Raw genomic sequence first — 23,481 nt, 5'->3', positions numbered from 1 at the left:
GATGAGACTTGGTCCCATCAACGTACACCGTGACGAGACCAAGTCCCGTAAGCTGTGTTCATGGCTCGCTGGGAACCCGACGCATCACGACGGCTCGCTCACGCCGCCCTCGAACTGTTCGCGGAGCGCGGTTACGACGACACGACCGTGCTCGACATCGCGCAGCGCGCCGGGCTCGCCAAGAGCACCTTCTTCCGGCACTTCCAGGACAAGCGGGAGGTGCTCTTCGGCGAGGACGCGCTCACCGGGCCGGTCGTCGCCGCGATCGCGGAAGCGCCCGCCGGGGCCACTCCCCTCGAAGCGGTCGCACTCGGCATCGACGCGCTCGGAGGGACCGTCTTCACGCCCGCCCACCACGCGTTCAGCGTCCGGCGGCGGGCGGTGATCGAGGCCCATCCCGACCTTCAGGAGCGCGAAGCCCTGAAGGGCATCAGCCTCACCGCTTCCATCGCCCGGGCCCTGGTGCGCCGCGGGGTCCCCGTCCTCACCGCCCGCGTGGCCGCGGAGCTGTTCGCGCTCGCCCTGAAGGTCACCTACGAGCGGTGGAGCGAGGTGGACAACACCGACGAGTACGGCGACCTCGCCCGGCAGACCCTCAGCGAAGTGCAAGCCGCTGTCCCGGCCGTGTAGGGGCCTCTCCAGGCGGCGACTCGTTGGTCGGCGACCGTTGTGCTGATCATGCTCGGCGCGGGCTGCCACCGCCCCGGTCACGTGTGCCGGTCGGCATGCGATGACAGCACCCGAGGCGCACGATGGAGACAGCCGCGCCGAGGAGGCCGGGATCATGAGCAAACTCCACCCCATCCGGCGTCCCAAGACACCACAGGCACCACAGGCACCTCAAGCACCTCAGTGGGCTTGGGATCCGAGAACTACCGACGCGTCGACGCCGATATCCCCGGCACCTCCGACCCTGCCCCCACCCCCACCCCCGCCCCCGTACGCTCCGGCCACCGAACCAGGGCAAACGCCGACTCCCCCGTCGCCTCCATCGCCCCCGCTCGACCGGGCCCCTTACCAGGAACAGACGGCGCCCCCTCCAAGACGACGGCACCGCGTCTTTCTCTGGGTCTTCCTGGCGGTACAGGTCCTGTTCTTGATCTGGGTGATCACGGGAATCGCCACCGGTAGTGGCAGTTCCGAGGGATGCGAGGGCCTGACAGGCGACAGCCTGAAGCTGTGCGAGGACGCGGGAGACGTCGGAACCACGATCGGCGTGGGCATCGTGGTTGGATTCTGGGTGGCGGTGGACGTCATCCTGGCCCTCACCTACTTGATCTACCGACTCGCAAGCCGGCAACCGCGCCCGTAGGCGCCATGGGAAGAAGCCGCATCGCCCCGTGCTCTCAGCGCAGTTGCTCGGCCAGGCCGACGATGATGCCCTCCGGGCCGCGGAGGTAGCAGAGCAGGTAGCTGTCCTCGAAGCGGGCGATCTCGCCGACGAGTTCGGCGCCGTGCGGGCGCAGGCGGGCAACCGTGTCCTTGATGTCGTCGACGGCGAACATGACGCGGTGCGTACCCAGGATGTTGTGCGGCCGGTTGCGCGGCCCGTCGCTGATCGCCTCGGGGCTGCGGTACCTCGCCAGCTCCAGCCGGCTGTGGCCGTCCGGGGTCCGGACCATCGCGATGTCGCAGTGGACACCGTCGAGGCCGGTGCACTGGTCCGCGACGAGGCCCTCGACCTCCGCCCTGCCCTCCAGCTCCATACCGAGTTCCACGAAGAACGCGATGGCTGCGTCCAGGTCCTCGACGACGATGCCGACGTTGTCCATCCGCTGAATCGCCATGCTGGTCTCTCCTTCTCCTCGTGCGGCCGGTGGTGGCCGCTGATGTCCCTGGGACGGAGCCGGTGGCACGTTCTCGACATCCGCGGACCGCCGAACTCCGAACTTCGAACTCCGAAAAATCTCGCTCGGCGGAGTCGGATGTGTGCCGAAGGCGCCGATCCGCCGCGTTCGGCGCCCGTGGACCGCCCGGCGACGTATCCAAGCGGCACGGTGGCCGGCTGGGCAAACGGCATTAGCCCGAGGCCCCGAGGCTCGGAGGCCCCGAGGCGGCGCCCCCACCCGGGTCGGTTCGGGGCGCAGCGGGCCAACCGGCCCTGTCCGCAACGGACATGCCAGACTTCCGTGCAGGGAACGAGGCAACCAGGCCGCCCGGGGGAGACGACCATGTCAGCAGCGCTCGCGGTCCTCCTTCTGCCGCTGATCCTCCTGGGCGGGGCACTCCTGCTCGCGTGTGTCGTTCTCGGCCTGCATGGCCTGCTCATAGGACGGATGCCGGGCCGATGGCTGCCGCGCCACGTCCGGCAGCCGAGACTCTGGGGCGCGGGTGTTCTGCTCGTCCTGCTCGGCGGGTTCGAGCATCTGTCGTTGACAGTGGTCGGAATCGGCCTCATCGCCTTGGGCCACGTGGTGAAGCCGGCCCCGTGAGCAGGCTCGTGCCAGGCCTGCAGCGGCCCTGGATGCGATGCCGTACGGCCCGAACCCCGTCGGTGCCGGAACGAACCCCGAGGTGTTGTCTCAGGATGCCGCGGCTTCGACGCCCTCGTGTCGTCAGGGGAGGAGTTGTGCGGTGCCGTCAGCCCTCAGGACTGTCCGGAGGAGGACGGTCGTGAGTACGGCCGCCACCGTCAGGACGAGTACGTAACCGGCGCCGGCCGGGCTGCCCCATAGGCGTCCGGACAGGGCCGTCCCGGTGGGGGCGCGCGTCGATTCCGGTGCGGGGCGGGGGAGGCGGGGGCGGGGAGAGGGGCCCAAGTGCGGCCGCCGCTCGTTCCGTTGTCCGGGAACTTCACCGGGATTGTCCTTGATCCGTAACGAACCAATCCGATGGCCCCTCTGCCTCGTACTGTTCAGCTGGTCGCGAGTTGACCGGGGCATCGGCGAGTAACTGCGGGAAAGCGGGGCGGACATGGCGCGGCACAGTGGCGGGCGGGGTTGGCACGGCAAGGTGCTCGGCGCGGCGCTCGGAGTGGCGTTGCTCGCCGGCGGCACCTCGATGTGGACCGCGCAGGCCGGTCAGACGTCGAAGGAGACCGCGTCGGTCACGCCGGACGTCAAGCCGGTCGCGGTGAGCATCGTGCACGCCTCCGACAAGGGGGCGCGCGGCGTCAACATCACCATCGACGACGGCCCCGACCCCGTGTGGACGCCTCAGATGCTCGACGTACTGAAGGAGTACGAGGTCAAGGCCACGTTCTGCATGGTCGGGACGCAGGCGCAGGCCCACCCGGACCTCGTGAAGGAGGTCGTCGCGGCCGGGCACCGGCTGTGCGACCACTCGGTGTCGCACGACACCACCATGGACAAGCAGTCCCAGGCCTATCAGTCGAAGCAGATCCTCGACGCCGAACGCATGATCACCAAGGCTTCCGGGGGCGTACGGCCGATGTACTACCGGGCCCCCGGCGGTGCCTTCACCCCGTACAGCCGCAAGCTCGCCGCCTCCCGCGGGATGCGCCCGCTGGGCTGGAACGTCGACACCAAGGACTTCGAGCGGCCGGGCACGGAGGCCATCGTCGCCACCGTCGAGCGGGAGCTGCCCGAGGGGCCGACGCTCCTCTTCCACGACGCGGGCGGCGACCGCTCCCAGACCGTCGAGGCCCTGCGCCGGATCCTCCCCCAGCTCAAGGAGCAGGGTCGCTCCTTCGGGTTCCCGGTGCGCTGAACCGCCCCCGCTCCTGCCCCGCCCCTGCCCAGTCCCTGCCGCATCCCTGCGGCAGGGACTGTGACGTCAGCGGATGTAAGAAGCCATCAGCGGACGTCCGCGTAGTCGCCCGGCGCGTTGGCCGCCGCGGTGGTGGACGTCGCGGCGAAGCTGTAGCGCCAGTAGCCGTCCGTGGACGCCTTCACCGTCGTCTTCAGGTTTCCGGAGCTGTTGGCGGTGACCGTCTTCACGGTCGTGTACGTGGACGTCCCCTTCTTCTTGAACTGCAGCTTGGCCTTCTGGCCTGCGTAGGCGTGGTAGCCGCCGAGCGCCTCCCAGTCCGCCCGGGACAGCTTGCCGGTGATGGTGAGGGTCTTGCCCTTGGTCACCGGCTCGGGAGACGCGTTGGCCGTCAGCTTCGCGTCACGCAGGACGGGCGCGGTCTTGGCCGCGTGCAGGTCGACGTGACCCGTACCGTCCGCGGACTCCGCCCAGGCGGCCACCTTCCACGTACCGGCGAGGGAGTTGCGCCCCAGGGTCCAGCGCGGCTCGATGTACGCGAACTGCGTCTCGCAGGTGGAGGTCGTCGCGTCGGCCTTGGTGCAGGTCGCGGAGCATGCGCCGTGGATGACGGCGTCGGGGCTGTCGTACGACCCCTTGTAGAGGTACATGTCTCCGCCCGCGATGCCCGACGGGTCGGTGGCGGTGAACTTCGCCGTGAACTCCTGCAGCGGCGCGTCGGTCAGTTCGACCGCCTTGCCCCCGTTCACCACGACGTTCGAGATACGGGTCGACCCCACCGTCTCGTCACCCTGCGGGGCCGGACCCGCGAACGCCCGGGAGATGGTGCGTCGCAGGACGCCGCCCCGGTCGTCGGCGGCGGTGACCCGCAGGGAGACGAAGGAAGCGGTCGCGGGGACGTCGACCGTCGCCGAGCCGCTGTTCGCCGAGCCACTGTCCGTCGAGCCGTCCGCCGTGACGGCCGCGTCCGTCCAGGTCGCGCCGTCGTCCGTGGAGTAGGCGAGCCCGGTGACCCTGGTGTTCGCCTCCGCCGCGTCCGTGTCGCGGGTGGTCGCGCTCACGTCGACCCGTACCGGACCGGCACTCGCGCGGCCCAGGCTGTCCAGCCCCGGCACATCCAACTCGGTGTCGATCAGCGGGAGTTCGCCGCTCTCCGTGTAGTCCGAGCGGAACGTCCATTCGCTGCGTACGTCCGTCGACAGCCGGGAGTACGCGACCTTGCGGTGCACCTTCTGGTCGAGGGTGTACGTCCTCTGCGGCGACGGCAGTGCGGCCGACGACAGCGTGTCGTAGGCGTCGAGGCCCTCGGCCTGCGCGTAGGTGACACCGTCGGAGGAGCTGAGCTTGTACGAGTACGTCGCGCGGCCGTCGGTGCCCGTGTGGCCGGCGGTGTCACCGAAGGTGTGCGGCTCGTACAGCCAGACCTTGCCGGAGTTGCGCTGCGAGCCGCCGTACTCGCGGCGGAGCGGCTGCGCGGGTGCCGCGCCCACGGTCTCGCCCGCGCCGGTCCCGGCGGACAGCGTGCGGTCCGGGAGGTCGAGGGTCAACTCGCCCGTCCCGTAGGACAGCAGGCGGCCGTAGGTGATGCCCGGGGTGGCGTACTCGGTGATCGAGCCGGCGGTCGGCACCGCGGAACCGATGTAGACGCCCGTCCACTCGCCGAAGGACGGGACGCTCTGCAGGGTGGCCGTCGTCCGCGTGCCCTGGCCCGCCACCTGTGTGACGGTCTTCGCCAGCGATGACGTACGGACCGTCTTCACGGGCGAGGCGGGCACGGTGGTGGTGAAGCTGTGCGTGAGGTCGTAGCGGTAGGGGCTGGGCGCGCTCACCGAGGCGCCGGTCTTCCCGAGCAGCTCGTGCAGGCGCAGCGAGACGCCGCTCACCGAGAACGGAGTGACGTACACCTTGTCGGCGCCCGAGCCCGCGAAGCCCGCGAGGCCGCCGCCCGGGACGCTGATCCACACGGCCGACGCCTGGCGGGTGGCGGTGGTGTCGTCGGTGCGGATCGCGGTCTCCTTGGCCGCGCGCTGGTCGAAGCTGACCGTCTTCGCCGCCGAACCGACCGTGAAGCTGCTGGTGAGCAGGTAGCTCGGCTCCTGCCAGTCGTTATGCAGCGCGACGGAGAAGTAGTCACCCGGCGGCAGCTTCACGGTGGACGAGGCGCCCGCGGTGTCGCTGTTGACGGCGTACGACGTCCAGGTCTTGCGGTTCCATACGTAGAACAGCTTCGAGTTGACGTCGGCGTGCGTGATGCTCAGCTTGACCGAGTACGAGGCCGCGGCCGCGGTGGTGCCGGCTTTCGCCTTCGCCGTCGTGGACGCACGGTGTGTGTCACCGGCTCCCGTCGTCGTCAGCGGCAGCTTCGCGGTCGTGCCGTCCGAGGCGGACTTCCCCGCCGGTCGTACGGACACCGTGCCGTTCAGTGACGCCACGGAGTAGCGAGTCGCCCGCGCGGAGCCTTCCGCGTCCGCCGTCACCCGGACGTCACGTCCGTCGACGAGTTCGACGCGTCCGGCGTCCCCCATCCCGGCACTCCGCCCGGTGCCGGGTGCACCGCCGTTGCCCTCGTCCTCCACCGGTGAGACCACTCCCACCGTGGCCCGCCCGCTGTCCGCCGCCGTCACCGCGGGCGCGGGCGTGGGGGCGAGCAACATCGTGGCGCCCAGTGCCGCTCCGCCCAGCCCCACCGTGGTGCGTCTTCGAAACCGGCGCACATGAAAATCGGACATCGATTACCCCCTGCCTGTCTCCCCTGAGACCGTCCCCGGCACATGTGTCACGGGCGACGATCAGCACACTCTAAAGGGCGGTGCTGACATCGTCGGCTGGATATCCCTGTGCAGGCAGCGGGGTTGGCAGCGGTACGGAGGTTGCCCGGTTTCCCCGGCGGCTCACGAGTTGCCGCGCCGCCCTGCCCGCCTTGAGAGAAGCGGCCGTCAAACCCCGGATCCAGCCCGCCCCCGGAAGGCGTGGGCCCGCGGGAAGATCTCGGCATGTCTGAGATTGTTCTGATGTCCGACCCGCGCGTCGCGGCCGTGCCCGTCGAGGAGTGCGGTGAGGCGCTCGTGGATGTCCGCCGGGGCCGCCTTCTGCTGGTCGACGAGCGGAAGTTGCACGACTCCGCCGGTGCCTTCGCGTATCTGCGGGGCGGGGTGCTCGACCGGCTCCTCGAAGCACAGGAACAACTGCCCACCGGCCTGCGGCTGTTGTTCGTCGAGGGTTATCGCCCGCCGTCCCTCCAGCGTCGCTACTTCGACGACTACGCCGCCCAGTTGCGTGCCGGACAACCGCAGTGGTCGGCCGAACAGGTCCGCTCGGCAGCCAGCCGTTACGTGTCCCCGCCCGAGACAGCACCGCACAGTGCCGGGGCGGCCGTCGATCTGACGCTCGCTGACGACGAGGGGCGCGAGCTCGACATGGGCACGCCTATGAACGCCACTCCGGAGGAGAGCGCCGGGGCCTGTTACACGCAGGCCGGCGACATCAGCGCCGAGGCCCGCTCCCATCGGGACATCCTGAGTTCCGCGCTCACCGCCGTCGGGCTGGTCAACTACCCCACGGAGTGGTGGCACTGGTCCTACGGAGACCGCTACTGGGCCTTGGAAACCGGCGCGGCGGTCGCCCGCTACGGGCCCAGGGAACTCGGCTGAACGGCCCCCACCCCTCACCGCCCCTCCCCCGTCCCGTCCGGCGTTCCAGGCCTGTCGCGTTTCTGCAGGTCAAAGGCCGTTCTCGCATTCCAGCGTCCCAAGATCTCCGGTGGAACAGCCGATGGGGCGGTGCATGCCGCAAGGTGGGGTCATCAGCAGGGCGCGTCGCCGGAGAGCCGTACACGGTGATCGGCCGCCCTCGACTTCCCTTCGTGTGGCGTGGCTTCGGCGTGCTCGACCGCGCCCCACGCAGTCCGCACTCGGAGAAATCCGTACTCGCAGAAAGCAGTTCAGCCATGCGCAGCACTCGTAGCACCACCCGTCGTCTCGTCTCCCGTACCGCCGCCGCCTCCGTGGTGGTCGCCGCCCTCGCGCTCGTCGGATTCCAGGCCGCCGGGGCCGCGTCCGCCGCCACCGCCACGAAGGCGTCCCCGGTCGTCACCTGCACGGCGGCGAACACCAAGCTGACCGTGTCCACGGTGTCCCGCCCGATCAACCACCTGCTGCTCAAGGCCACCAACACCGGTGCCAAGCCCTGCTACGCCTACAGCGCCCCCTTCCTGCGGGCCGGCGCCGACGCCCAGGCCCCGCTGCGGTGGGTCGAGGAGAGCACTCCGCAGTCCGTGCTGATGCTGGAGCCCGGCCAGTCCGCGTACGCCGGCATCTCGGCGTACTCCCCCGACGGCGAGGGCGGCAGCCAGGTGACGACCCTCGGTGTGCTCTTCACCGACAAGAAGGGCAACGCGACCGCCACGGAGAAGAGCCTGAAGCTGCCGGGCGGCGGTCTCTTCTTCAACAGCGCCGCCGCCGTCACGTACTGGCAGGACAACGCGGCGGACGCCCTCGTCTGGTAGCCCGGATCCCGCCATCCGCCGTGGCCATGTCACCACTCCGTGACAGCGCTGTCCTGGAACGACGGCGGCGGGATCCCTTCAGCCCTCAGCACCCTCATAGTGATCAAGCGAGCACCGCGAGGCCGCTGTCGAGCGGCCTCGACGTCGGCTCAACTCCCGTCCATAAAAAGGAACTTCATGTCTGGCAACCGTCGTAAGGCCTTCCTCGTCTCCGCCGTCGTCGTGGGCAGCGCCCTGCTGATGACCGCGTGCCAGGACACGGACAAGGACTCGGACACCGGCGCCGGGAAGAAGCCTTCCTCCTCCGCGGGTTCGACGGGAGACGCGGGCAGCCCGTCCGGTACGTCGACCCCGGGCAGTGACCAGGCCCCGGGCAAGGGAACCGACGCGAGCGAGGGGACCGAGGGCGCGGACGGTTCCGGCGTCGACACCGGTGACGGCACGCGGGAGAAGGTCGAACAGACCTGTGGCGCCAACGACATCGCCTGGAGCACCAGGTCCGAGAGCCAGGCCGGCGGCTACATCCTGATCATCGCGAAGGCGAAGTCGGGGATCACCTGCTACCTGCCCGCCGCGCTGCCGACCGTGGCGTTCGGGTCCGACGGCACCGAGGCGGGTCCCGCGGAGCAGTCCGTCGGCGAGCAGATCAAGCTGAGCGGGAGCACCGCCGCCTACGCCGGGGTGAACCCGAAGACCACCAACACGGACGGCGGCAAGGAGCTGGAGCACATCATCGTCGCCATCGGCAACGAGGACCCCGAGCCGGTCAGCCTGCCGGTCGACGCCTTCACCGTCGACAAGCCGATCGTCACCAACTGGCACACCTCCCCGACCGACGCCGTTCCCTTCAGCGGCTGAACGGACCCGGTCACGGCACATCGACTCACAACCGCAGGGCCCAGGTCACTGATCCGGGCCCTGTTGTGCTGAGTCGATGTGCCGTGACGGCCGTTCTTCGAAGATGTAGAGGATTCAGAGGGTTCAGAGGATTCAACGGACGTATTCGAACCAGGAGTCAGTGATGAGCACCAAGACAGGACCCCAGCGCTATCCCTCCGCAAGCCGGGCCAACTGGTACCAGGACGACTTCGGCGGCGACCCGATGCAGGTCAATGTCGTCGTCCTGCACACCACGGAGGGTTCCTCCCTGCCCGGTTACGGCGGCGGCTCCAGCGCACCGAACCTGACCGCGGTCCCCGACCTCGCCGCCAAGAAGCTGAAGTGGTACCAGCACTTCGACATCGAGACCTCCTCCCGCGCACTGGTGAACCTGCGGGGCGGTGTCGAGACGAACACCCTGAACGTGTGCCAGGTCGAGCTGGTCGGCACCTGCGACCCGAAGACGCACGCCAAGTGGAAGGCCGCGGGCCAGGCGCACATCTACTGGCCGGACGCGCCCGACTGGGCCCTCGAAGGGGTTGCCCGCTTCCTGGCCTGGATGCACGAGGAACACGGCGTCCCCCTGTCCGGCCCGAAGGCGTGGCCCGCCTACCCCTCCTCGTACGCGAACGGTGGTGGCCAGCGGTTCACGGGCGCCAAGTGGAACGCCTTCAAGGGGGTCTGCGGGCACATGCACGTGCCCGAGAACACGCATGGCGACCCCGGCGCGATCGATTTCGCCAGGATCATCAAGCACGCGAAGGCCGACCTGGACGTGGACGACGACACCCCGGGGACGACCCCCACCAAGCCGGCGGTCCCCGCGTTCCCCGGACGCAAGTACTTCGCGGCCGGCGCCTCGAACGCGTACGTGCTGCAGCTCGGCAAGCAGTTGGTGAAGCGCGGCTTCGGTGACCACTACAAGGTCGGCCCGAGCAGGACCTGGGGCGAGGCGGACCGGCTGAACGTGCGGGACTTCCAGAAGTCACGGAAGGAACTGCGCGGCGACGCCGACGGCATCCCCGGACCGCTGACCTGGCGGCTGCTGTTCTCCTGAGACCACCGGGGAGTGCGTCGGCCGCACGCGTCCGAGTGACTCCGGCAGAATCCACGCCAGGATGCAGGCCGGCCCACGCCAGGGCTCAGGCCGGTCCGCGCCGGGGTTCAGGCCGGTTCGGGTTGCGGGTCCAGTTGCCGGGCCGGTGCGGCCTTCGGCTCCCACGACGTCGTGGTCCGTACGTAGCCGTAGATCACCGAGGCCATCGCCAGTACGACCAGTGGTCCGTAGGCCCACGGGTACGCGGCCATCTCCGACGGCAGCCAGCGGTAGGCCACCAGGAGCGCGGCGAACACGGTCGCGCCGTGGGCCGTCAGCCGGATCCCCGATCGGTCCCAGCCGCGGTCGTGCGAGCGCAGGGCTGCCTCGATGGTGAGCACGAACACCACGCCGGCGACGAGGTCGGCGCCGTAGTGGTAGCCGAATCCCAGCGTCGCGGCCAGCGTCGCGACCAGCCAGAACGCACCCGCGAACCGTATGGCCCGCGGGCCCTTCCGGGAGTGGACGAAGATCGTGACAGCCCATGCCGTGTGCAGGCTCGGCATGCAGTTGCGCGGGGTCACCTCGTCGAACGGCATGGCGTGCGGGGCGGCGATCGGCGGCGGCGTCTGCGGCCACAGGTCGCCCACCGCCCAGGGCGCGCTGGGGGGCGCGTCGGCCGACCACATGCTGAGCGCCGTCCAGTGCTCGGCGCCGTCGCCGAAGGCGAACACCGGTCCGACCACCGGGAAGATCATGTAGATGGCCGGCCCGAGGAGGCCCACCAGCAGGAAGGTACGCACCAGGTGATGGCCGGGGAAGCGGCGTTCGGCCGCCACGTTGCGCAGTTGGTAGAGCGCGACGACGACCGCGGCCACCGCGAGCTGGCCGTAGACGAAGTCGAGGAAGTTGAAGCCGATCGCGCCGGTGGCGGTGACCAGCCTGCCCATCGGCCAGGAGAGGTTGCCCAGCGCGTGGTCGGCGGTCGCCATGTACTGGTCGAGCACCATGGGGCGCGTCTTGGAGGTGATCAGCAGCCAGGTGTCGCCGGTCTTGCGGCCCACCACCAGCAGCAGGCCCAGCCCGACGCCCTTCAGCAGCAGAACCCGGTCCGGGCCGGTGCGGCGGGTGAGGGCGACGACGGCACAGCCCAGGATCACCCACAACGCGCCGTTGCCGAAGGGGTGGCCGTCGGTCACCTTCACGTCGGCCGCCCATCGGACCAGCCAGAAGACGGCGTCGACACCGAGCGCGGCACCGATCGCGACGAACCGTTGCCGCCAGGGGAGCACCACCAGCGTCAGCGCCATGCTCGCGTACAGCAGCCCGCCCGACTTGGGGGCGAATATCACCTCTCGCACCTGGTTGGTCATCGGCCCCGGCAGGCCGTAGTGGCGCGCGGCGATCTCCAGCATGATCATGAAGCCGAGGGCCGCCGCACCCACCACGGCCCAGAGTCTCACCCGTCGTCGACGCCATGCGGCGGACACCGTACTGCGGTCTATTCGTGCGAAGACCTGCGGTTTTATATGTTTCAAGTTCTTCAGTCGATTTGCTAGATACGGGCAGGGTCAGGGTTCGCGGTCGATGTCGGTCGTCACCCCGACGGGCCTCTCAGCAGGGGAAGACGGAGGGAGCGCGGTTGGGGTTCCGCCCTCACCCTTCGGCCCTGTGCAGCAGCCGTGCCGCCAGCAGTGCCCCGCCGGCGGCCGCTCCCACCGCTCCCACCGCCAGGAACCCGCCGGTCGAGCGCCACGACAGCACCGACCACCGCGACTGCGCGGAGAACAGCGATCCCGTACTCAGCCATGAGCCGGTCGAGATCAGCGACAGGGACGAGCCGATCGAGCCGGCCGACAGGGCGCTTCCGATCGAGGCGACCGACAGGGCCGAACCCACGGAGCCCACGGACAGCACCGAGCCCACCGAGCCGATCGACAGCACGGAGTCCTGCGACCACAACGACAGCACCGAGCCCGAGGAGCTTCGCCGGGCCGGCCGTACTGGCAGCTTTGTCATGAGGACATCTTGCCCGTCCGCCACCCCTGCCCGGGAGGCCACGTACGCACTTACGCGCAGGTCCCGACCGGCACCAGGGTCCTTGCCGAAGAAGTCAGGAGGCTTACCCAGCTCGACGCGGTGTTGGCGGACGGTGTCGCGGTGTCCGGCCCGGGGGCCGTGCGGGCGCGCGCCGGCCGGGACCTGGCGGCGTCACTGCCCGGCGCTGGCGGCGTCACTGCCCGGCGCTGGCGGCGTCACTGCCCGGCGCCCGACCGGCATTCCGGTCGGGCGCCGGGCGGCTGGACCCGGCTCCCGCCACGACGCACACGACGGGCACGACGGAGTGCGGCTGGTGCCGGTCAGACGGGCAGGAGCCTGCCGCCGTCGGCGAGGATGGCCTGTTCGGCGGGGGTGGCCGAACGGCACCACTCCGGGGCCAGGGCGGCGTACGTGGTGACGTCGTGCCAGGTGCCCTGGGTGTGGAACAGCTCCCGCAAGGTGGCCTCGGGGTGCAGGCCGGCGGCGCGCATGACCTCGCTCATCCGGGTGTGGTCGGCGCGGTGGCCGGCCCAGATCCGGTGCAGGCCGAGGGTGCCGAAGCCGTAGGCCATCAGCAGGCGGCCGGCTTCGTGGCCGTGGCCGCGGACGGGCGAGTCGGGCAGCAGGACGAGCGAGGTGAGCATCGCGTTGCTGCCGTACTCCTCGACGAGCAGGCCCATGGTTCCGACCACGGTGTCGTCGCCCGGCGCGCAGACGGCGAGGGTGTGCTTGCGGCGCGGGTGGGTGTAGGGCTGGGCCAGGCACTGCGCGAAGGCGTCCTGTGCCTGCCGGGCGTCCATGCGGTCGATACCGAGGTAGCGGGTCAGGACGCGGTGGGTGTGGATCCGTTCGAAGGGGGCGAGGTCGGTGGCCCGCAGTTCACGCAGCCACAGGTGCTCGCCGTGCAGTTCGGGGAGATGCGTCATGACGCGTCTCCGAACGCGGCTCCGAGGGGGCGGGGCTGCCGTGCGCCGACGGAAGTGGGTTGCCCCGGGAGGGGCTGCGCCGTGCCGGGTCGCCCGGGGAGGGGCAGTGCGGTGACGGGTTGCCCGGCCGCGCCAGAGGCGGGCTCCTCGGCGCCGACCAGGGCTTCCAGGTCCACGTAGTAGCGGCCCGACGGCACGGGCGCGCCCAGCAGGACGCGCCGGGCGGTGTCGGCGACCAGGGCTCCGCCGAGCATGACGCCGCTCGCCAGCTGCGGCCAGCTGGACAGGGTGCGGCCGATCCGGCCGAGGGCGTCGGTCATGGCCGGGCTGAGCCTGCTCTCGTCCACGATCCGCAGCAGGAGTGCGCGCGCACCGGCGGCGTCGAGGCCCCGGACGTCCTGCGCGGTGCTCGTACCCGCCCGGCCGTGGAAGAGGGGCCGGTCCGGCTCCTCGTCGAAGCGCTCCACGTCCAGCAGACCGCGGTCGTTGGCGTCCATCAGGACGGGGACGCGGCGGGCGCGGGCGTGCTCGCGGGCGGCGAACTTCGCCCAGAGGGTGTCGCACTCCTCGACGAGCAGATCGAGCCCGGAGCCGGAAGCCCCGTCCGGAGCCGCGCCGGAAGCCGTACCCGAAGCCGTGCCGGGAACGCCGTCGAAGAAGTCACCGACGGTCTCCTCCGTCACCCCCGCACGGAAGATCTCGACATCGAGGTAGGGGTCGATCTCGTACAACTGCCGTGCGCACAGCACGGTCTTCTCCACTCCGAGGTCGTGGATCCCGGCGCGCAGCCGGTTGAGGTTGGACAGGCCCAGCCGGTCGAAGTCCGCCAGCCGGAACGATCCTCCTACGCCCTCCATGGCACACGTGAGCGCCGCGCTGTTGCCCACCGACAGGCCCAGTACGCCGATACGGCGCCCGAGCAGCGTCAGCTGTTCGGCCCGGGTGATCTTGTCCCGGTTGCGGTCGGTCCGGACCAGGCGGAACTCGTCGGCCGGCAGGACGTGCACCAGCCGCCCCGACCACGGGTAGTGGACCCAGGTGCCGTACCGCCTTCGCGGAATGCCGCCGCACAACTCGGTGACGACGGCCGCCAGGTCCCGCGCGTCCAGCGAATCGCCCGGCCGCAGACAGCCGACCAGCTCCGCCAACTGGTCGTCGATACGGTCGTGGACCTCACGTACGGCACCCGATTCCAGCAGCGCGACGAGGGCCGCCTCCTCCTCGGGCTCCGTGGGACGCATCAGGACGGGCCGGTACACGTCCTGCGGCAGAGGGGCCGGCCCGGGAAACGGCCATACGGGCTCATCAGGAGCGATATCCGCGATAACTGTATGAATCACGAGGCGGGAAGTTAGCAGCCGAAAGATCTTGGAAAGCCCTTGTCACCCGGGGAGCGCGCACTCGAATTGATGCCCGACTCGATTGCGCCCTTTCACCACCCGTCCGCCTATGCACGCCCCCTCCCCGCCTCAGCCGTGCAGCGCCCGGTACGCCTCGGCCGCCCCGGGGTGCAGGGCGATGCCACCCGTGCCGATCAGGCTGCCGACGTCGAGGAACTGGGTGCCGACGGCGTTGTCGGGGACCAGGGCCGTCGCCCGCAGGACCAGCAGGCGGGTCAGTGCCTCGGCTACGGCGTGCGGGAGGTCGGGGCGGCACACCAGCAGGTTGGACACCCCGATGGTCTCGACCCCGCCCGCCGACCGGTACGCGCCCTGCGGCAGGGACACCTCCTCCAGACCGGAACCGGCCCGGCCGTCGCGACCGCCGAGCCGGGGCAGCAGCCCGGCCAGCGGCAGGAACCGCAGACCGGGGCGTTCGTCGAGGCCGGACAGGACGGGCAGCGGCACGCCGCCCGCGACGATCAGGGCGTCGATCGAACCGGCCCGCATCGCCTCGGCCGCGTCGGCCAGCGGAAGGTGGAGCACGGGTACGTCGGTCCCCGGGGTGAGGCCGGCCGCGTGCAGGATCCGTTCGCCGAGCACGGCCGCGCCCGACCCGGTCGCGCCGAGCGAGACCGGGTGTCCGACCAGGTCGGACACCTCGCGCACGGGTGAGTCGGCGCGGACGACGAACTGCAGGTAGGTCTCGTACACCCGGCCGATCGCGCGCAGGGGCACCGGCCGCGGGAAGAGGTCGGTGCCCTGGGCGGCCAGTGCCGTGTCGGTGAGGACGAGTCCGAGGTCGGCGCGGCGGTCGCGGAGCAGCTCGATATTGGTGAGGCTGCCCGCGGTGGTGCGGACGCGGCAGCTCAGGCGGGGGTACGCCGACTCCAGTTCCGCGGTGAGGAGGCGGCCGAACGCCTCGTAGAACGCCGTGGGTTCGCCGGTCGCGACGCGCAGGACACCGCTCGGGCCGGGGCGCTGCCCGGAGGTGTCGGCGGTGAGCGCGCCACCGAGCACGGCGACGGCCGCCGTGCCGAGGGCGGCGTGCAGGAGGGTGCGGCGGTCGACGGGGCGGGAGCCGGGGCGGGGGCGGGGGGTCATCGCGCATCCCCGGGCGCGCCCCGGCCGTCGTGCGTGCTCCGGCCGTCGTGTGCGCCCCGGCCGTCGGGCGCGTCGCAACGATCATCTGCGCCACCCCGGCCGTCGGTGCCGCCGCTCACCGCCACCGCCACCGGGACCAGCGCCCTCGCCCGCAGTCCGCGCGGTCGCGCCGCCGTCAGCTCCAGTCGGCCGCCCCGTCCCGCCAGCAGTTGTTCGGCGATGGCCAGGCCCAGGCCCGTACCCGCCGTGCCGTTCTCGCGTTGGCGGCCCGAGCGCCAGAACCTCGTGCCGGCCAGGGCCAGTTCGTCCGCGTCGAGGCCGGGGCCGTCGTCGGTCACGGTGAGGACCGCCACCGCCGGGATGCCGTCGGCGCTGTGCTCGGTGGTGCAGTGGAGAGTGATCCCGGCGCCCCGGCCCGCGTACTTGATGGCGTTGTCCAGGAGGATGTCCGTGATCTGGGCGAGTTCGCGGTCCGTGCAGGCCGCCGGGACCGGGGGCGTGGCGGATTCGAGGGTCAGCCGGACTCCGGCGCGTCCGGCGACCGGCTCCCACAGGCGGTACCGGTCCGCCGCCACCGCCGTCGCGTCGCAGTGGACGCCCGAGCCGTCGGTCACCGTCAGCTCCCCGGCCCGGTGTTCCGCGGTGGCGAGGGCCAGCAGATCGTCGAGGAGGGTCTCAAGCCGGTCGAGTTCGGTGGTGACCCCGGTGTAGGTGCGCTCGCCCGACGGGGCCAGGTGCGTGTGCAGGGCGTCGACGCGCAGCCGCAGCGCCGCCATGGGGTTGCGCATCTGGTGGGAGGTGTCGGCGACGAGTCTGCGCTGCTGCTCCAGGGCGGCGGTGACCGTACGCGCCATGCGGTTGAAGCCGATCGCGAGCTGGCGCAGTTCCGGCGGGCCGCCCGCCCGGGTCTGTTCGGGCGGGAGCCCCGCGGCGAGCTGGCCCACCGCCCGGTCGAGCCGGCGCAGCGGGCTGACCACCCAGCCCGTCGCGGCCCGCGCGAGGACCGCGCAGGCGACGGCGACCAGCGCGGCCCCCGCCAGGACGGCGGCCCAGCGCCGGGTGATCTCGTCCGCGGCCGTCCCCACCGAGGCCCGCAGCACCACGGCCCCGGAGACCCGCGTCCCCGTTCCGGCGGGCTCGGCGAACATCCGGTACCCCCGCGACCAGGGACGCAGCGCGCCCGAGGGATGCGCGGTCTGGTTGCGCAGCGCCGCGTCGAGCAGCTCGGTGACGGCCGGATCCCCGGCCCGCATCCCACCGGTCTGCACGACGGTTCTGCGGCGGGTGTCGGTGACGACGAGCGGTTCGCCGTACAGCTCGGTGTAGCGCCGGGCCTCGGCGGCGACGGCCGAGGTGTCGCCGGTCGCCGCGGCCTGGTCCATCAGGGCCGCGAAGCGGTCGAGGTCCGCGCTGCGGGCCAGCACCAGCTGCTGGGTGCGGTCGGACGCGGTGAACAGCAGCAGCGGGACGGCGAACGCGGCCACCGCGATCACGACGAACAGCAGCAGCGCGGCCTGGACCCTGGTGCGCACGCCTCGCCCCTCAGTCCTCGTCGGTGCGCGTCGAGGTCCCGAAGCGGTAGCCGAAGCCCCGGATCGTGGTGAGCAGGCCGGGGCGGCGCAGCTTGGCACGCAGCTGGGTGAGGTGGACGTCCAGGGAGCGGGAGACGGCGTGGTGGGCGTCGCCCCACACCTCGTCCAGGAGCTGCTCGCGGCTGACCGCCGTGCCCGCGCGCCCGGCCAGCACGGCGAGGATGTCGAACTCCTTGGTGGTCAGCTCGACCTCCGCCCCGCCGACCCGGACCCGGCGCGCGTCGAGCTCCACCTCGACGTCACCGGCCCGGACCGTCCGCACGGCGGGCGCGGCGGCGGGCGCGTTCCTCGCGGCGTTACGCCGGGTGACGGCGTCGATGCGGGCGAGCAGCTCGGCGAGGCGCACCGGCTTGACGAGGTAGTCGTCGGCGCCGAGGCGCAGCCCGCGCACCACCGAGCGTTCGTCGCCGCGCGCGGTGAGCACCACCACCGGCAGGTCGCTCACCGCCCGCAGCGCGCGCAGCACGTCGAGGCCGTCGGTGTCGGGCAGTCCCAGGTCGAGAAGGAGCAGGTCGGAGCTGCGGTGGTAGGTGAGTACGTCCCTGCCGTAGCGGACCCGCCGGGTGACATGGCCGTGGTCGTACAGGGCCTCCACGAGCGCCGCGGCCACGCCGTCGTCGTCCTCGGCCAGCAGTACCTGCACCCTGTCCACCTCCTTCGGCCACGCCATGGCACTCCCGTGCGCCGCGGCCACTCCCCGTAGCCACGCAACCGAATGTAGACCACACCGGCCCCGCACCCGCCGGAGTGTTAAGGGGACGTTAGTTCTGTGTTCGGTCCTCTCGTGCGGCGGCGCGGGGCGGGGTGAGGCTGCACGGCACCCAGCGGTACTCAGCAGTGCGCCCAGCAGAGCAGCCCGGCTTGCGAAGGACCCCGTAATGATCATCGACTGTCACGGTCACTACACGACCGCTCCACCGGCCCTGGCGGCCTGGCGCGATCGGCAGACCGCCGCCCTCACCGACCCGTCGGCCGCACCCGACCGCGCGGACCCGCGCATCGGCGACGACGAACTGCGTGAGAGCGTCGAGCCGAACCAGTTGCGGCTGATGGACGAGCGCGGCATCGACGTCACGGTCTTCTCGCCGCGCGCGTCCTTCATGGCCCACCACGTCGGGGACTTCGAGACGTCCGCGGCCTGGGCGGCGATCTGCAACGAACTCTGCTTCCGGGTCGCCGAGTTGTACCCGGAGCGCTTCGTGCCCGCCGCGATGCTCCCGCAGTCGCCGGGTGTCGACCCCGCGACCTGCATACCCGAACTCACCCGCTGCGTGGAGGAGTTCGGCGCCGTCGCGGTGAACCTGAACCCGGACCCGTCGGGCGGCCACTGGACGGCCCCGCCGCTCACCGACCGCTCCTGGTACCCGCTCTACGAGAAAATGGCCGAGTACGACATCCCGGCGATGATCCACGTCAGTACGAGCGTCAACCCGGCCTTCCACACCACCGGCGCGCACTATCTCAACGCCGACACCACGGCGTTCATGCAGCTGGTCCAGGGCGACCTGTTCGCGGACTTCCCGACCCTGCGTTTCGTCATCCCGCACGGCGGCGGCGCCGTCCCGTACCACTGGGGCCGCTTCCGGGGCCTGGCGATGGCGCTCGGCAAACCGCCGCTCGAAGAACACGTCCTGGGCAACGTCTATTTCGACACCTGCGTCTACCACCAGGCCGGCTCGGACCTCCTGTACGACGTGATCCCGGCCCGCAACATCCTGTTCGCCTCGGAGATGATCGGCGCGGTCCGGGACATCGACCCGTGCACCGGCTTCCACTTCGACGACACCCGCCGGTACGCGGAGGCCGCCGACCTCCCCGCGGACGACCTGGCGGCGGTCCAGGAGCACAACGCCCGAGCGGTGTACCCGCGCCTGGACGCCCTCCTGAAGCGCCAGGGGCGGTGAGCCTCGTGAGCGCTCCTTCCCCCGCGGCCCCTCTCGCCCCCAAGACCCCCGGCTGGCTGGACTGGTACGGGAATCCGTCCGCGCCCGCCTTCCTGCTGCCGCCGGGCACCGTCGACACGCACTGCCATGTCTTCGGCCCGCAGGCCGAGTTCCCCTTCGCGCCGGAGCGCAGGTACACGCCCTGCGACGGCGGCAAGGAGGACCTGTTCGCGCTCCGCGACCACCTGGGCGTCGCCCGGAACGTCATCGTGCAGGCCACCTGCCACGGCGCCGACAACAGCGCCATGGTCGACGCCGTCCGGTCGGCCGGAGGCCGGGCGCGCGGCATAGCGACGGTCCGCCCGGACATCGCCGAGAGCGAGCTGCTGTCCCTGGACGCGGCGGGTGTGCGCGGGGTGCGCTTCAACTTCGTACGCCGGCTGGTGGACACCTCGCCCGCCGACGACCTGCTCACCATCGCCAGGAAGGTCGCCCCGCTGGGCTGGCACGTCGTCCTCTACTTCGAGAGCGTCGACCTGCCGGAGCTGGAGGGCTTCTTCGCCTCGCTCCCCGTCCCGCTGGTGGTGGACCACATGGGGCGTCCTGACGTGACCGAGCCGGTGGACGGACCGCAGTTCACGCGCTTCCTCCGCTTCGTGCAGGACAACGACGTGTGGGTGAAGGTGAGTTGCCCCGAACGCCTCACCGTCACGGGCCCGGCCGCCCTGGACGGCGAGCGCCACGCCTACACGGACGTCGTCCCCTTCGGCCGCCGGGTCGTGGCGGAGTTCCCCGACCGGGTGCTGTGGGGCACGGACTGGCCGCACCCCAACCTCACCGACCACATGCCGGACGACGGCCTCCTCGTCGACCACGTGCCGCACGTGGCCGTCACCGAGGAGCAGCGGCACAAGCTCCTGGTCGCCAACCCGATGGGCCTGTACTGGCCCGGCGAGGACTACTGACATGCAGCACTCCAACGCCCTGAACCGGCTGGACAGGCTTCCGGTCTCCCGGTTCCACAAGGTCACCCTGCTCGCCGTCGCCTTCGCGTACTTCTTCGAGTTCGCGGACATCAACAGCTTCGCCACCACCGCGCCGAAACTGATCAAACTCTGGGGCCTGACCGTCGACCAGGTCGCCTACGTCACCTCTCTCTCCTTCGTCGGCATGTTCATCGGCGCGATCGTCGCCGGGTCCATAGCCGACCGGTGGGGCCGCAAACGGGCCCTGATATGGACCACCCTGTTCTTCGGCATCTCCTCGTTCGCGGCGGTGTTCTCCTGGGACCTGGTCTCGCTCGGGGTGTTCCGGGTCCTGACCTCGGCGGGCCTGTCGGCGATGACCGTCGTGGGGGTCGTCTACGTCAACGAGATGTACCCGTCGGCGATCCGCGGCAAGTACCAGGCGTACGCCATCGCCATCGGCATCTGCGGCACGCCCGTCACCAACCTCATCGCCAGCGCGGTCGTCCCGCTCAACGACTGGTCGTGGCGGCTGGTCTACCTCTGGGGCTCGCTGGGCGTCCTGCTCGTCTTCTTCTCCGGCCGGCTCAAGGAGTCACCCCGCTGGCTGGAGAGCCGGGGCGAGCACGCGGCGGCGGACGCGGTCCTGACGGAGATCGAGGCGAGCGTCGCGGCGGAGAAGGGGCCGCTGCCCGAGCCCGCGCCGCCGGTCGCCGAGACACCGTCGACGAAGGCTCCGCTGAGGCTGCTGCTGCAGAAGAAGTACCTGCTCCCGACCCTCCTGCTGTCCGTCCTGTGGATGACGCAGACGATCGGCTTCTTCGGCTATTCGAGCTGGGCGCCGACGCTGCTGGCCAAGGAGGGCTTCAGCGTCGAGAAGTCCGTCTTCTACGTGGCTCTCACCACGGTCGGAGCGCCGCTCGGCTGCTATCTGGCGTCGCTGGTCACCGACCGCTTCGAGCGCAAGTGGTGTTTGGTCGCCTTCGGCACGGTGATCGCGATATGCGGGCTGTTGTACGGGCTCACCTTCAACCCGGTGCTCATCATCGTGTTCGGCTTCCTGGTGAACCTCTTCGAGCGCGGCTACACGGCGCTGGCGTACGCGTACTCGCCCGAGCTGTTCGACACGCGGGCCCGGTCGTTGGGCACGAGCGTGTCCTACGGGCTGGGGCGGCTGTCCAATGCGGCGGGTCCGCTGATCGTGGCGGCGCTTTACACCGGGCACGGGTATCAGAGCGTCTTCTACTTCATCGCCGGGACGTGGTTGGTGGGCGCGGTGACGCTGGCCGCGTTCGGGACGCGGACGCGGTCCGCACGGCTGCGTGAGACGGAGTCCCGGCGGGTCCGCGTCCCGGTGTGAGGGGCGCCCTACCGGGGGTGGGCTGTCGGGTGCGGGTCGCCTGTGGCCGGCCGCGCAGTTCCCCGCGCCCCTGAAAGATGCGCCGTTCCCCGCGCCCCCAAGATGGGGCGCAGCCCCCAGGGGCGCGGGGAACGGCGCAGTCTTTTGCCTTTAGGGGCGCGGGGAACTGCGCGGGTCACCCCCACCGGCCCGCACCCGACTCGCAACCATCAGCGGAGCTTTCGGCAGAAGAGGGCATCGGGGGTGCGGGAGGACCCGATACGGCCCGTGTACGCGACACCCGCCACGTACTCGTCGTCCGCACACTGCCCCTTGTAGCGCCCGTTGGCGAAGTCACCCCCCTTGGGCGACACCCCCCTGTTGTCCCCCCGGTCGAACCACACCGTACGACCACCGGTCCCGGTGATGACCCCGCCGGGGGCAACCGTGCACAGCGCACCGGAAACCGCGGCGCCCCGCACGCTGTACCCCGACACGAACTGCCCGTCGGCGCACTGCACCTTCGTGTACCCGGAAGCCCAGTCACCCCCCGCCTTCACGTACCGCTCGTCCTTGACGACCTCGTACCCGCCGCCGGAGGCGGCCAGCGGCCCGGTGGTCACGTCGGAGCACAGTCCCCGGTTGCCCGTGTGGGCGAGCCCGAGGAGCCGCTGCCCGTCGGGGCAGACGGCCTTGCGGGCCCCGGCGTCCCAGTCGGGCAGCACCCGCATCCGCCGCGAGGCGATGAAGTCCCCGTGGTCGGGGCTGAGCATGGACCACTCCGACACCGGGGCGACCGGACCCGTGCGCCCGGTGGCCCCGATGAGCCGCGTCCAGGCGGCGGCCCGCCAGTCGTCGCCGTCGTACAGGCCCATGCGGTGGCCCGCCGCGTCCCAGTGGAGCAGCGCCCACCCGTTGCCGGTGCGGTTCTCGTGCCAGCCGACGAGCGGCCAGTACGCGAAGTCGGCGTCGGTCCGCACGAGGTGGTCGACGAAGTTCTCGAACCAGGCCCGCGCCTTGGGGTTGGTCTCCGTCCGCCCGCCGACCCCGAACTCGCTGATCCAGACCGGCGCGGTGAAGTGCTGGTCCTGTTCGGCGGTGACGAAGAAGGCCTGGCGGTTCAGGACGTCGACGAGTTCGGCGGGGCTGAAGTCGCGGTAGCGGGGGTCGGTGGTCTCGCCCGTACCCGTGGCGCCGCTGTGGTTGGGGCCGGTGTAGTCGTAGAAGTGGGCGGAGTACACGAGCTTGCCGGAGTCGACGAGGGTGTGCGAGAGGTTGCGTACGGGCTCCAGGGTGGGGCGCCCGTGGGCGAAGCCGTCGACGGGGATCCCGGTCCAGTTGATGCCCTCGACGACGATGAGCAGATCGGCGTCGGCCTCGGTGAGGATGCGGTCGCCCACGCGCTGGGAGGCGGCGAACCAGTCGTGGTCGTCGCCGAGACCCCAGTTGGGGTCGTCCAGGATGTTGCGGCGCACCTCGTTGTAGAGGTCGGCGCCGACGACCCGCTTGTTGTCCTTGTAGCGGCGGGCCATGAACAGCCAGTCGTCCTCCCAGGTCTGCACGGACCGGGAGGCGTTCCAGCGTTCGTTGCCGTCGACCCCGCAGCACCAACGCGTCGTGTTGGTGTGGTTGTTGAGGATCACGGCAAGCCCGGCGGCGGTGAGTTCGCCGACCACGGCGTCGTACACCTGGAGCGGTGATCTGCCGCGCAGCGCCGGGTTGGCCGCGACCGCGTCGTCGGTGACGGGGCGGCTGTCGTGGACCATCTCGTTGGAGAAGGGCAGCCGGATGCTGTTGATCCCGATCTCCCGGAACCCGGCGATGATCTCGGCCATGGGCGCCCGGTCCAGGCCGAGCGGTATCCGCCCGGAGTTCTCCCCCGCGTGGTGGTTCGCGTCGTCGTCCACGCTGCCGCTGCCGTTCCACGTGCCGCTCGCCCCGTGCCAGTTGCCGGACCGCAGCTTGAACCGGTCACCGTTCGCGTCGACGATCCAGCGGCCCCGCGTGCTGAGCGGCGCCGTCCAGTCCGCCGCGGCCGTGGCGCCCTCGCGGGCGGCGGACTCCGATCCGGTCGAGGCCGAGGCCGAGGGAACGAGGGGTCCCAGAAGGAGTGCGGCGACCAGAATCGCCCTGCCGAAGGATCCGCGCACGGTCACCGTCCCGTC

At 71.0% G+C, this 23,481-nt stretch carries 21 protein-coding genes; 11 read left to right on the top strand and 10 right to left on the bottom strand.

Annotated elements, in window-relative coordinates:
- Window positions 1-60: 60 nt before the first annotated feature.
- The gene (locus OHS59_RS23815) at window positions 61-630 is read left to right on the top strand and encodes a TetR/AcrR family transcriptional regulator (RefSeq protein ID WP_328495433.1); all 570 of its coding nucleotides are present in this window, start codon (window positions 61-63) and stop codon (window positions 628-630) included.
- A gap of 466 nt (window positions 631-1,096) precedes the next feature.
- On the top strand, window positions 1,097-1,312 hold the full coding sequence (locus OHS59_RS23810; RefSeq protein WP_328495432.1) for a hypothetical protein: 216 nt from the start codon (window positions 1,097-1,099) through the stop codon (window positions 1,310-1,312).
- A 34-nt stretch (window positions 1,313-1,346) separates the two neighbouring features.
- On the opposite strand, the gene OHS59_RS23805 is transcribed toward OHS59_RS23810, so the two are convergent.
- Window positions 1,347-1,787: a VOC family protein gene (locus OHS59_RS23805; protein WP_328495431.1), complete on the bottom strand. Its 441-nt coding sequence runs from the start codon at window positions 1,785-1,787 to the stop codon at window positions 1,347-1,349.
- A gap of 384 nt (window positions 1,788-2,171) precedes the next feature.
- On the opposite strand from OHS59_RS23805, the gene OHS59_RS23800 reads away from it, so the two are divergent.
- Together OHS59_RS23800 and OHS59_RS23795 are read left to right on the top strand one after the other, a co-directional pair.
- Window positions 2,172-2,432, top strand: a complete 261-nt coding sequence (locus OHS59_RS23800; RefSeq protein ID WP_328495430.1) for a hypothetical protein — start codon at window positions 2,172-2,174, stop codon at window positions 2,430-2,432.
- Between the two features lie 481 nt (window positions 2,433-2,913).
- Complete coding sequence (locus OHS59_RS23795) at window positions 2,914-3,669, top strand: polysaccharide deacetylase family protein (protein ID WP_328495429.1); 756 nt, start codon at window positions 2,914-2,916, stop codon at window positions 3,667-3,669.
- An 86-nt stretch (window positions 3,670-3,755) separates the two neighbouring features.
- Here OHS59_RS23795 and OHS59_RS23790 read toward each other — a convergent pair whose 3' ends face one another.
- Window positions 3,756-6,398: a hypothetical protein gene (locus OHS59_RS23790; RefSeq protein WP_328495428.1), complete on the bottom strand. Its 2,643-nt coding sequence runs from the start codon at window positions 6,396-6,398 to the stop codon at window positions 3,756-3,758.
- A gap of 264 nt (window positions 6,399-6,662) precedes the next feature.
- Between OHS59_RS23790 and OHS59_RS23785 the strand changes: the two genes are divergently transcribed.
- The 4 genes from OHS59_RS23785 (at window position 6,663) to OHS59_RS23770 (ending at window position 10,109) form a co-directional block, all read left to right on the top strand.
- Window positions 6,663-7,319, top strand: a complete 657-nt coding sequence (locus tag OHS59_RS23785) for a M15 family metallopeptidase (RefSeq protein WP_328495427.1) — start codon at window positions 6,663-6,665, stop codon at window positions 7,317-7,319.
- Between the two features lie 296 nt (window positions 7,320-7,615).
- Window positions 7,616-8,173 (top strand): DUF4232 domain-containing protein, encoded by a 558-nt coding sequence (locus tag OHS59_RS23780; protein ID WP_328495426.1) that lies wholly within the window; start codon window positions 7,616-7,618, stop codon window positions 8,171-8,173.
- Between the two features lie 177 nt (window positions 8,174-8,350).
- Window positions 8,351-9,031 carry a DUF4232 domain-containing protein gene (locus OHS59_RS23775; protein WP_328495425.1) on the top strand — a complete coding sequence of 227 codons (681 nt, stop codon included), beginning with the start codon at window positions 8,351-8,353 and terminating at the stop codon, window positions 9,029-9,031.
- Window positions 9,032-9,194: 163 nt separating this feature from the next.
- Window positions 9,195-10,109 carry a peptidoglycan-binding protein gene (locus OHS59_RS23770; RefSeq protein ID WP_328495424.1) on the top strand — a complete coding sequence of 305 codons (915 nt, stop codon included), beginning with the start codon at window positions 9,195-9,197 and terminating at the stop codon, window positions 10,107-10,109.
- A gap of 107 nt (window positions 10,110-10,216) precedes the next feature.
- Here the strand turns inward: OHS59_RS23770 and OHS59_RS23765 are convergent, their stop codons facing one another.
- The 7 genes from OHS59_RS23765 to OHS59_RS23735 form a co-directional block, all read right to left on the bottom strand.
- Entirely contained in the window at window positions 10,217-11,536 is a 1,320-nt protein-coding gene (locus tag OHS59_RS23765; RefSeq protein WP_328495423.1) for a phosphatase PAP2 family protein, read from the bottom strand.
- A 208-nt stretch (window positions 11,537-11,744) separates the two neighbouring features.
- Window positions 11,745-12,107: a hypothetical protein gene (locus OHS59_RS23760; protein WP_328495422.1), complete on the bottom strand. Its 363-nt coding sequence runs from the start codon at window positions 12,105-12,107 to the stop codon at window positions 11,745-11,747.
- A 341-nt stretch (window positions 12,108-12,448) separates the two neighbouring features.
- Window positions 12,449-13,054: a GNAT family N-acetyltransferase gene (locus tag OHS59_RS23755; protein ID WP_328495421.1), complete on the bottom strand. Its 606-nt coding sequence runs from the start codon at window positions 13,052-13,054 to the stop codon at window positions 12,449-12,451.
- Window positions 13,051-14,295, bottom strand: coding sequence for a ThiF family adenylyltransferase (locus OHS59_RS23750; RefSeq protein WP_328495420.1), 1,245 nt, complete (start codon window positions 14,293-14,295; stop codon window positions 13,051-13,053). The genes OHS59_RS23755 and OHS59_RS23750 overlap by 4 nt, the downstream gene beginning before the upstream one ends.
- Before the next feature lie 228 nt (window positions 14,296-14,523).
- Complete coding sequence (locus OHS59_RS23745; protein ID WP_328495419.1) at window positions 14,524-15,537, bottom strand: TAXI family TRAP transporter solute-binding subunit; 1,014 nt, start codon at window positions 15,535-15,537, stop codon at window positions 14,524-14,526.
- A complete protein-coding gene (locus OHS59_RS23740) occupies window positions 15,534-17,069 on the bottom strand; it encodes a sensor histidine kinase (protein ID WP_328495418.1) in 1,536 nt (511 codons plus the stop codon). The genes OHS59_RS23745 and OHS59_RS23740 overlap by 4 nt, the downstream gene beginning before the upstream one ends.
- Window positions 17,070-17,079: 10 nt before the next feature.
- Window positions 17,080-17,772, bottom strand: a complete 693-nt coding sequence (locus OHS59_RS23735; protein ID WP_328499326.1) for a response regulator transcription factor — start codon at window positions 17,770-17,772, stop codon at window positions 17,080-17,082.
- A 235-nt stretch (window positions 17,773-18,007) separates the two neighbouring features.
- On the opposite strand from OHS59_RS23735, the gene OHS59_RS23730 reads away from it, so the two are divergent.
- Genes OHS59_RS23730 through OHS59_RS23720 form a run of 3 tightly spaced genes read left to right on the top strand, consistent with a single transcriptional unit; the run spans window position 18,008 to window position 21,337 of the window.
- Window positions 18,008-19,033: an amidohydrolase family protein gene (locus OHS59_RS23730; protein ID WP_328495417.1), complete on the top strand. Its 1,026-nt coding sequence runs from the start codon at window positions 18,008-18,010 to the stop codon at window positions 19,031-19,033.
- A gap of 5 nt (window positions 19,034-19,038) precedes the next feature.
- Window positions 19,039-19,977: an amidohydrolase family protein gene (locus OHS59_RS23725; RefSeq protein WP_328495416.1), complete on the top strand. Its 939-nt coding sequence runs from the start codon at window positions 19,039-19,041 to the stop codon at window positions 19,975-19,977.
- A 1-nt stretch (window position 19,978) separates the two neighbouring features.
- Window positions 19,979-21,337, top strand: a complete 1,359-nt coding sequence (locus OHS59_RS23720) for an MFS transporter (protein ID WP_328495415.1) — start codon at window positions 19,979-19,981, stop codon at window positions 21,335-21,337.
- Window positions 21,338-21,546: 209 nt separating this feature from the next.
- Here the strand turns inward: OHS59_RS23720 and OHS59_RS23715 are convergent, their stop codons facing one another.
- Entirely contained in the window at window positions 21,547-23,466 is a 1,920-nt protein-coding gene (locus OHS59_RS23715) for a glycoside hydrolase family 5 protein (RefSeq protein ID WP_328499325.1), read from the bottom strand.
- Window positions 23,467-23,481 lie beyond the last annotated feature (15 nt).

It is taken from the genome of Streptomyces sp. NBC_00414, assembly GCF_036038375.1.
Lineage (GTDB): Bacteria > Actinomycetota > Actinomycetes > Streptomycetales > Streptomycetaceae > Streptomyces.
Note: the sequence above shows the minus strand (reverse complement) of the source record. Positions and strands in the feature narration are given on the sequence as shown.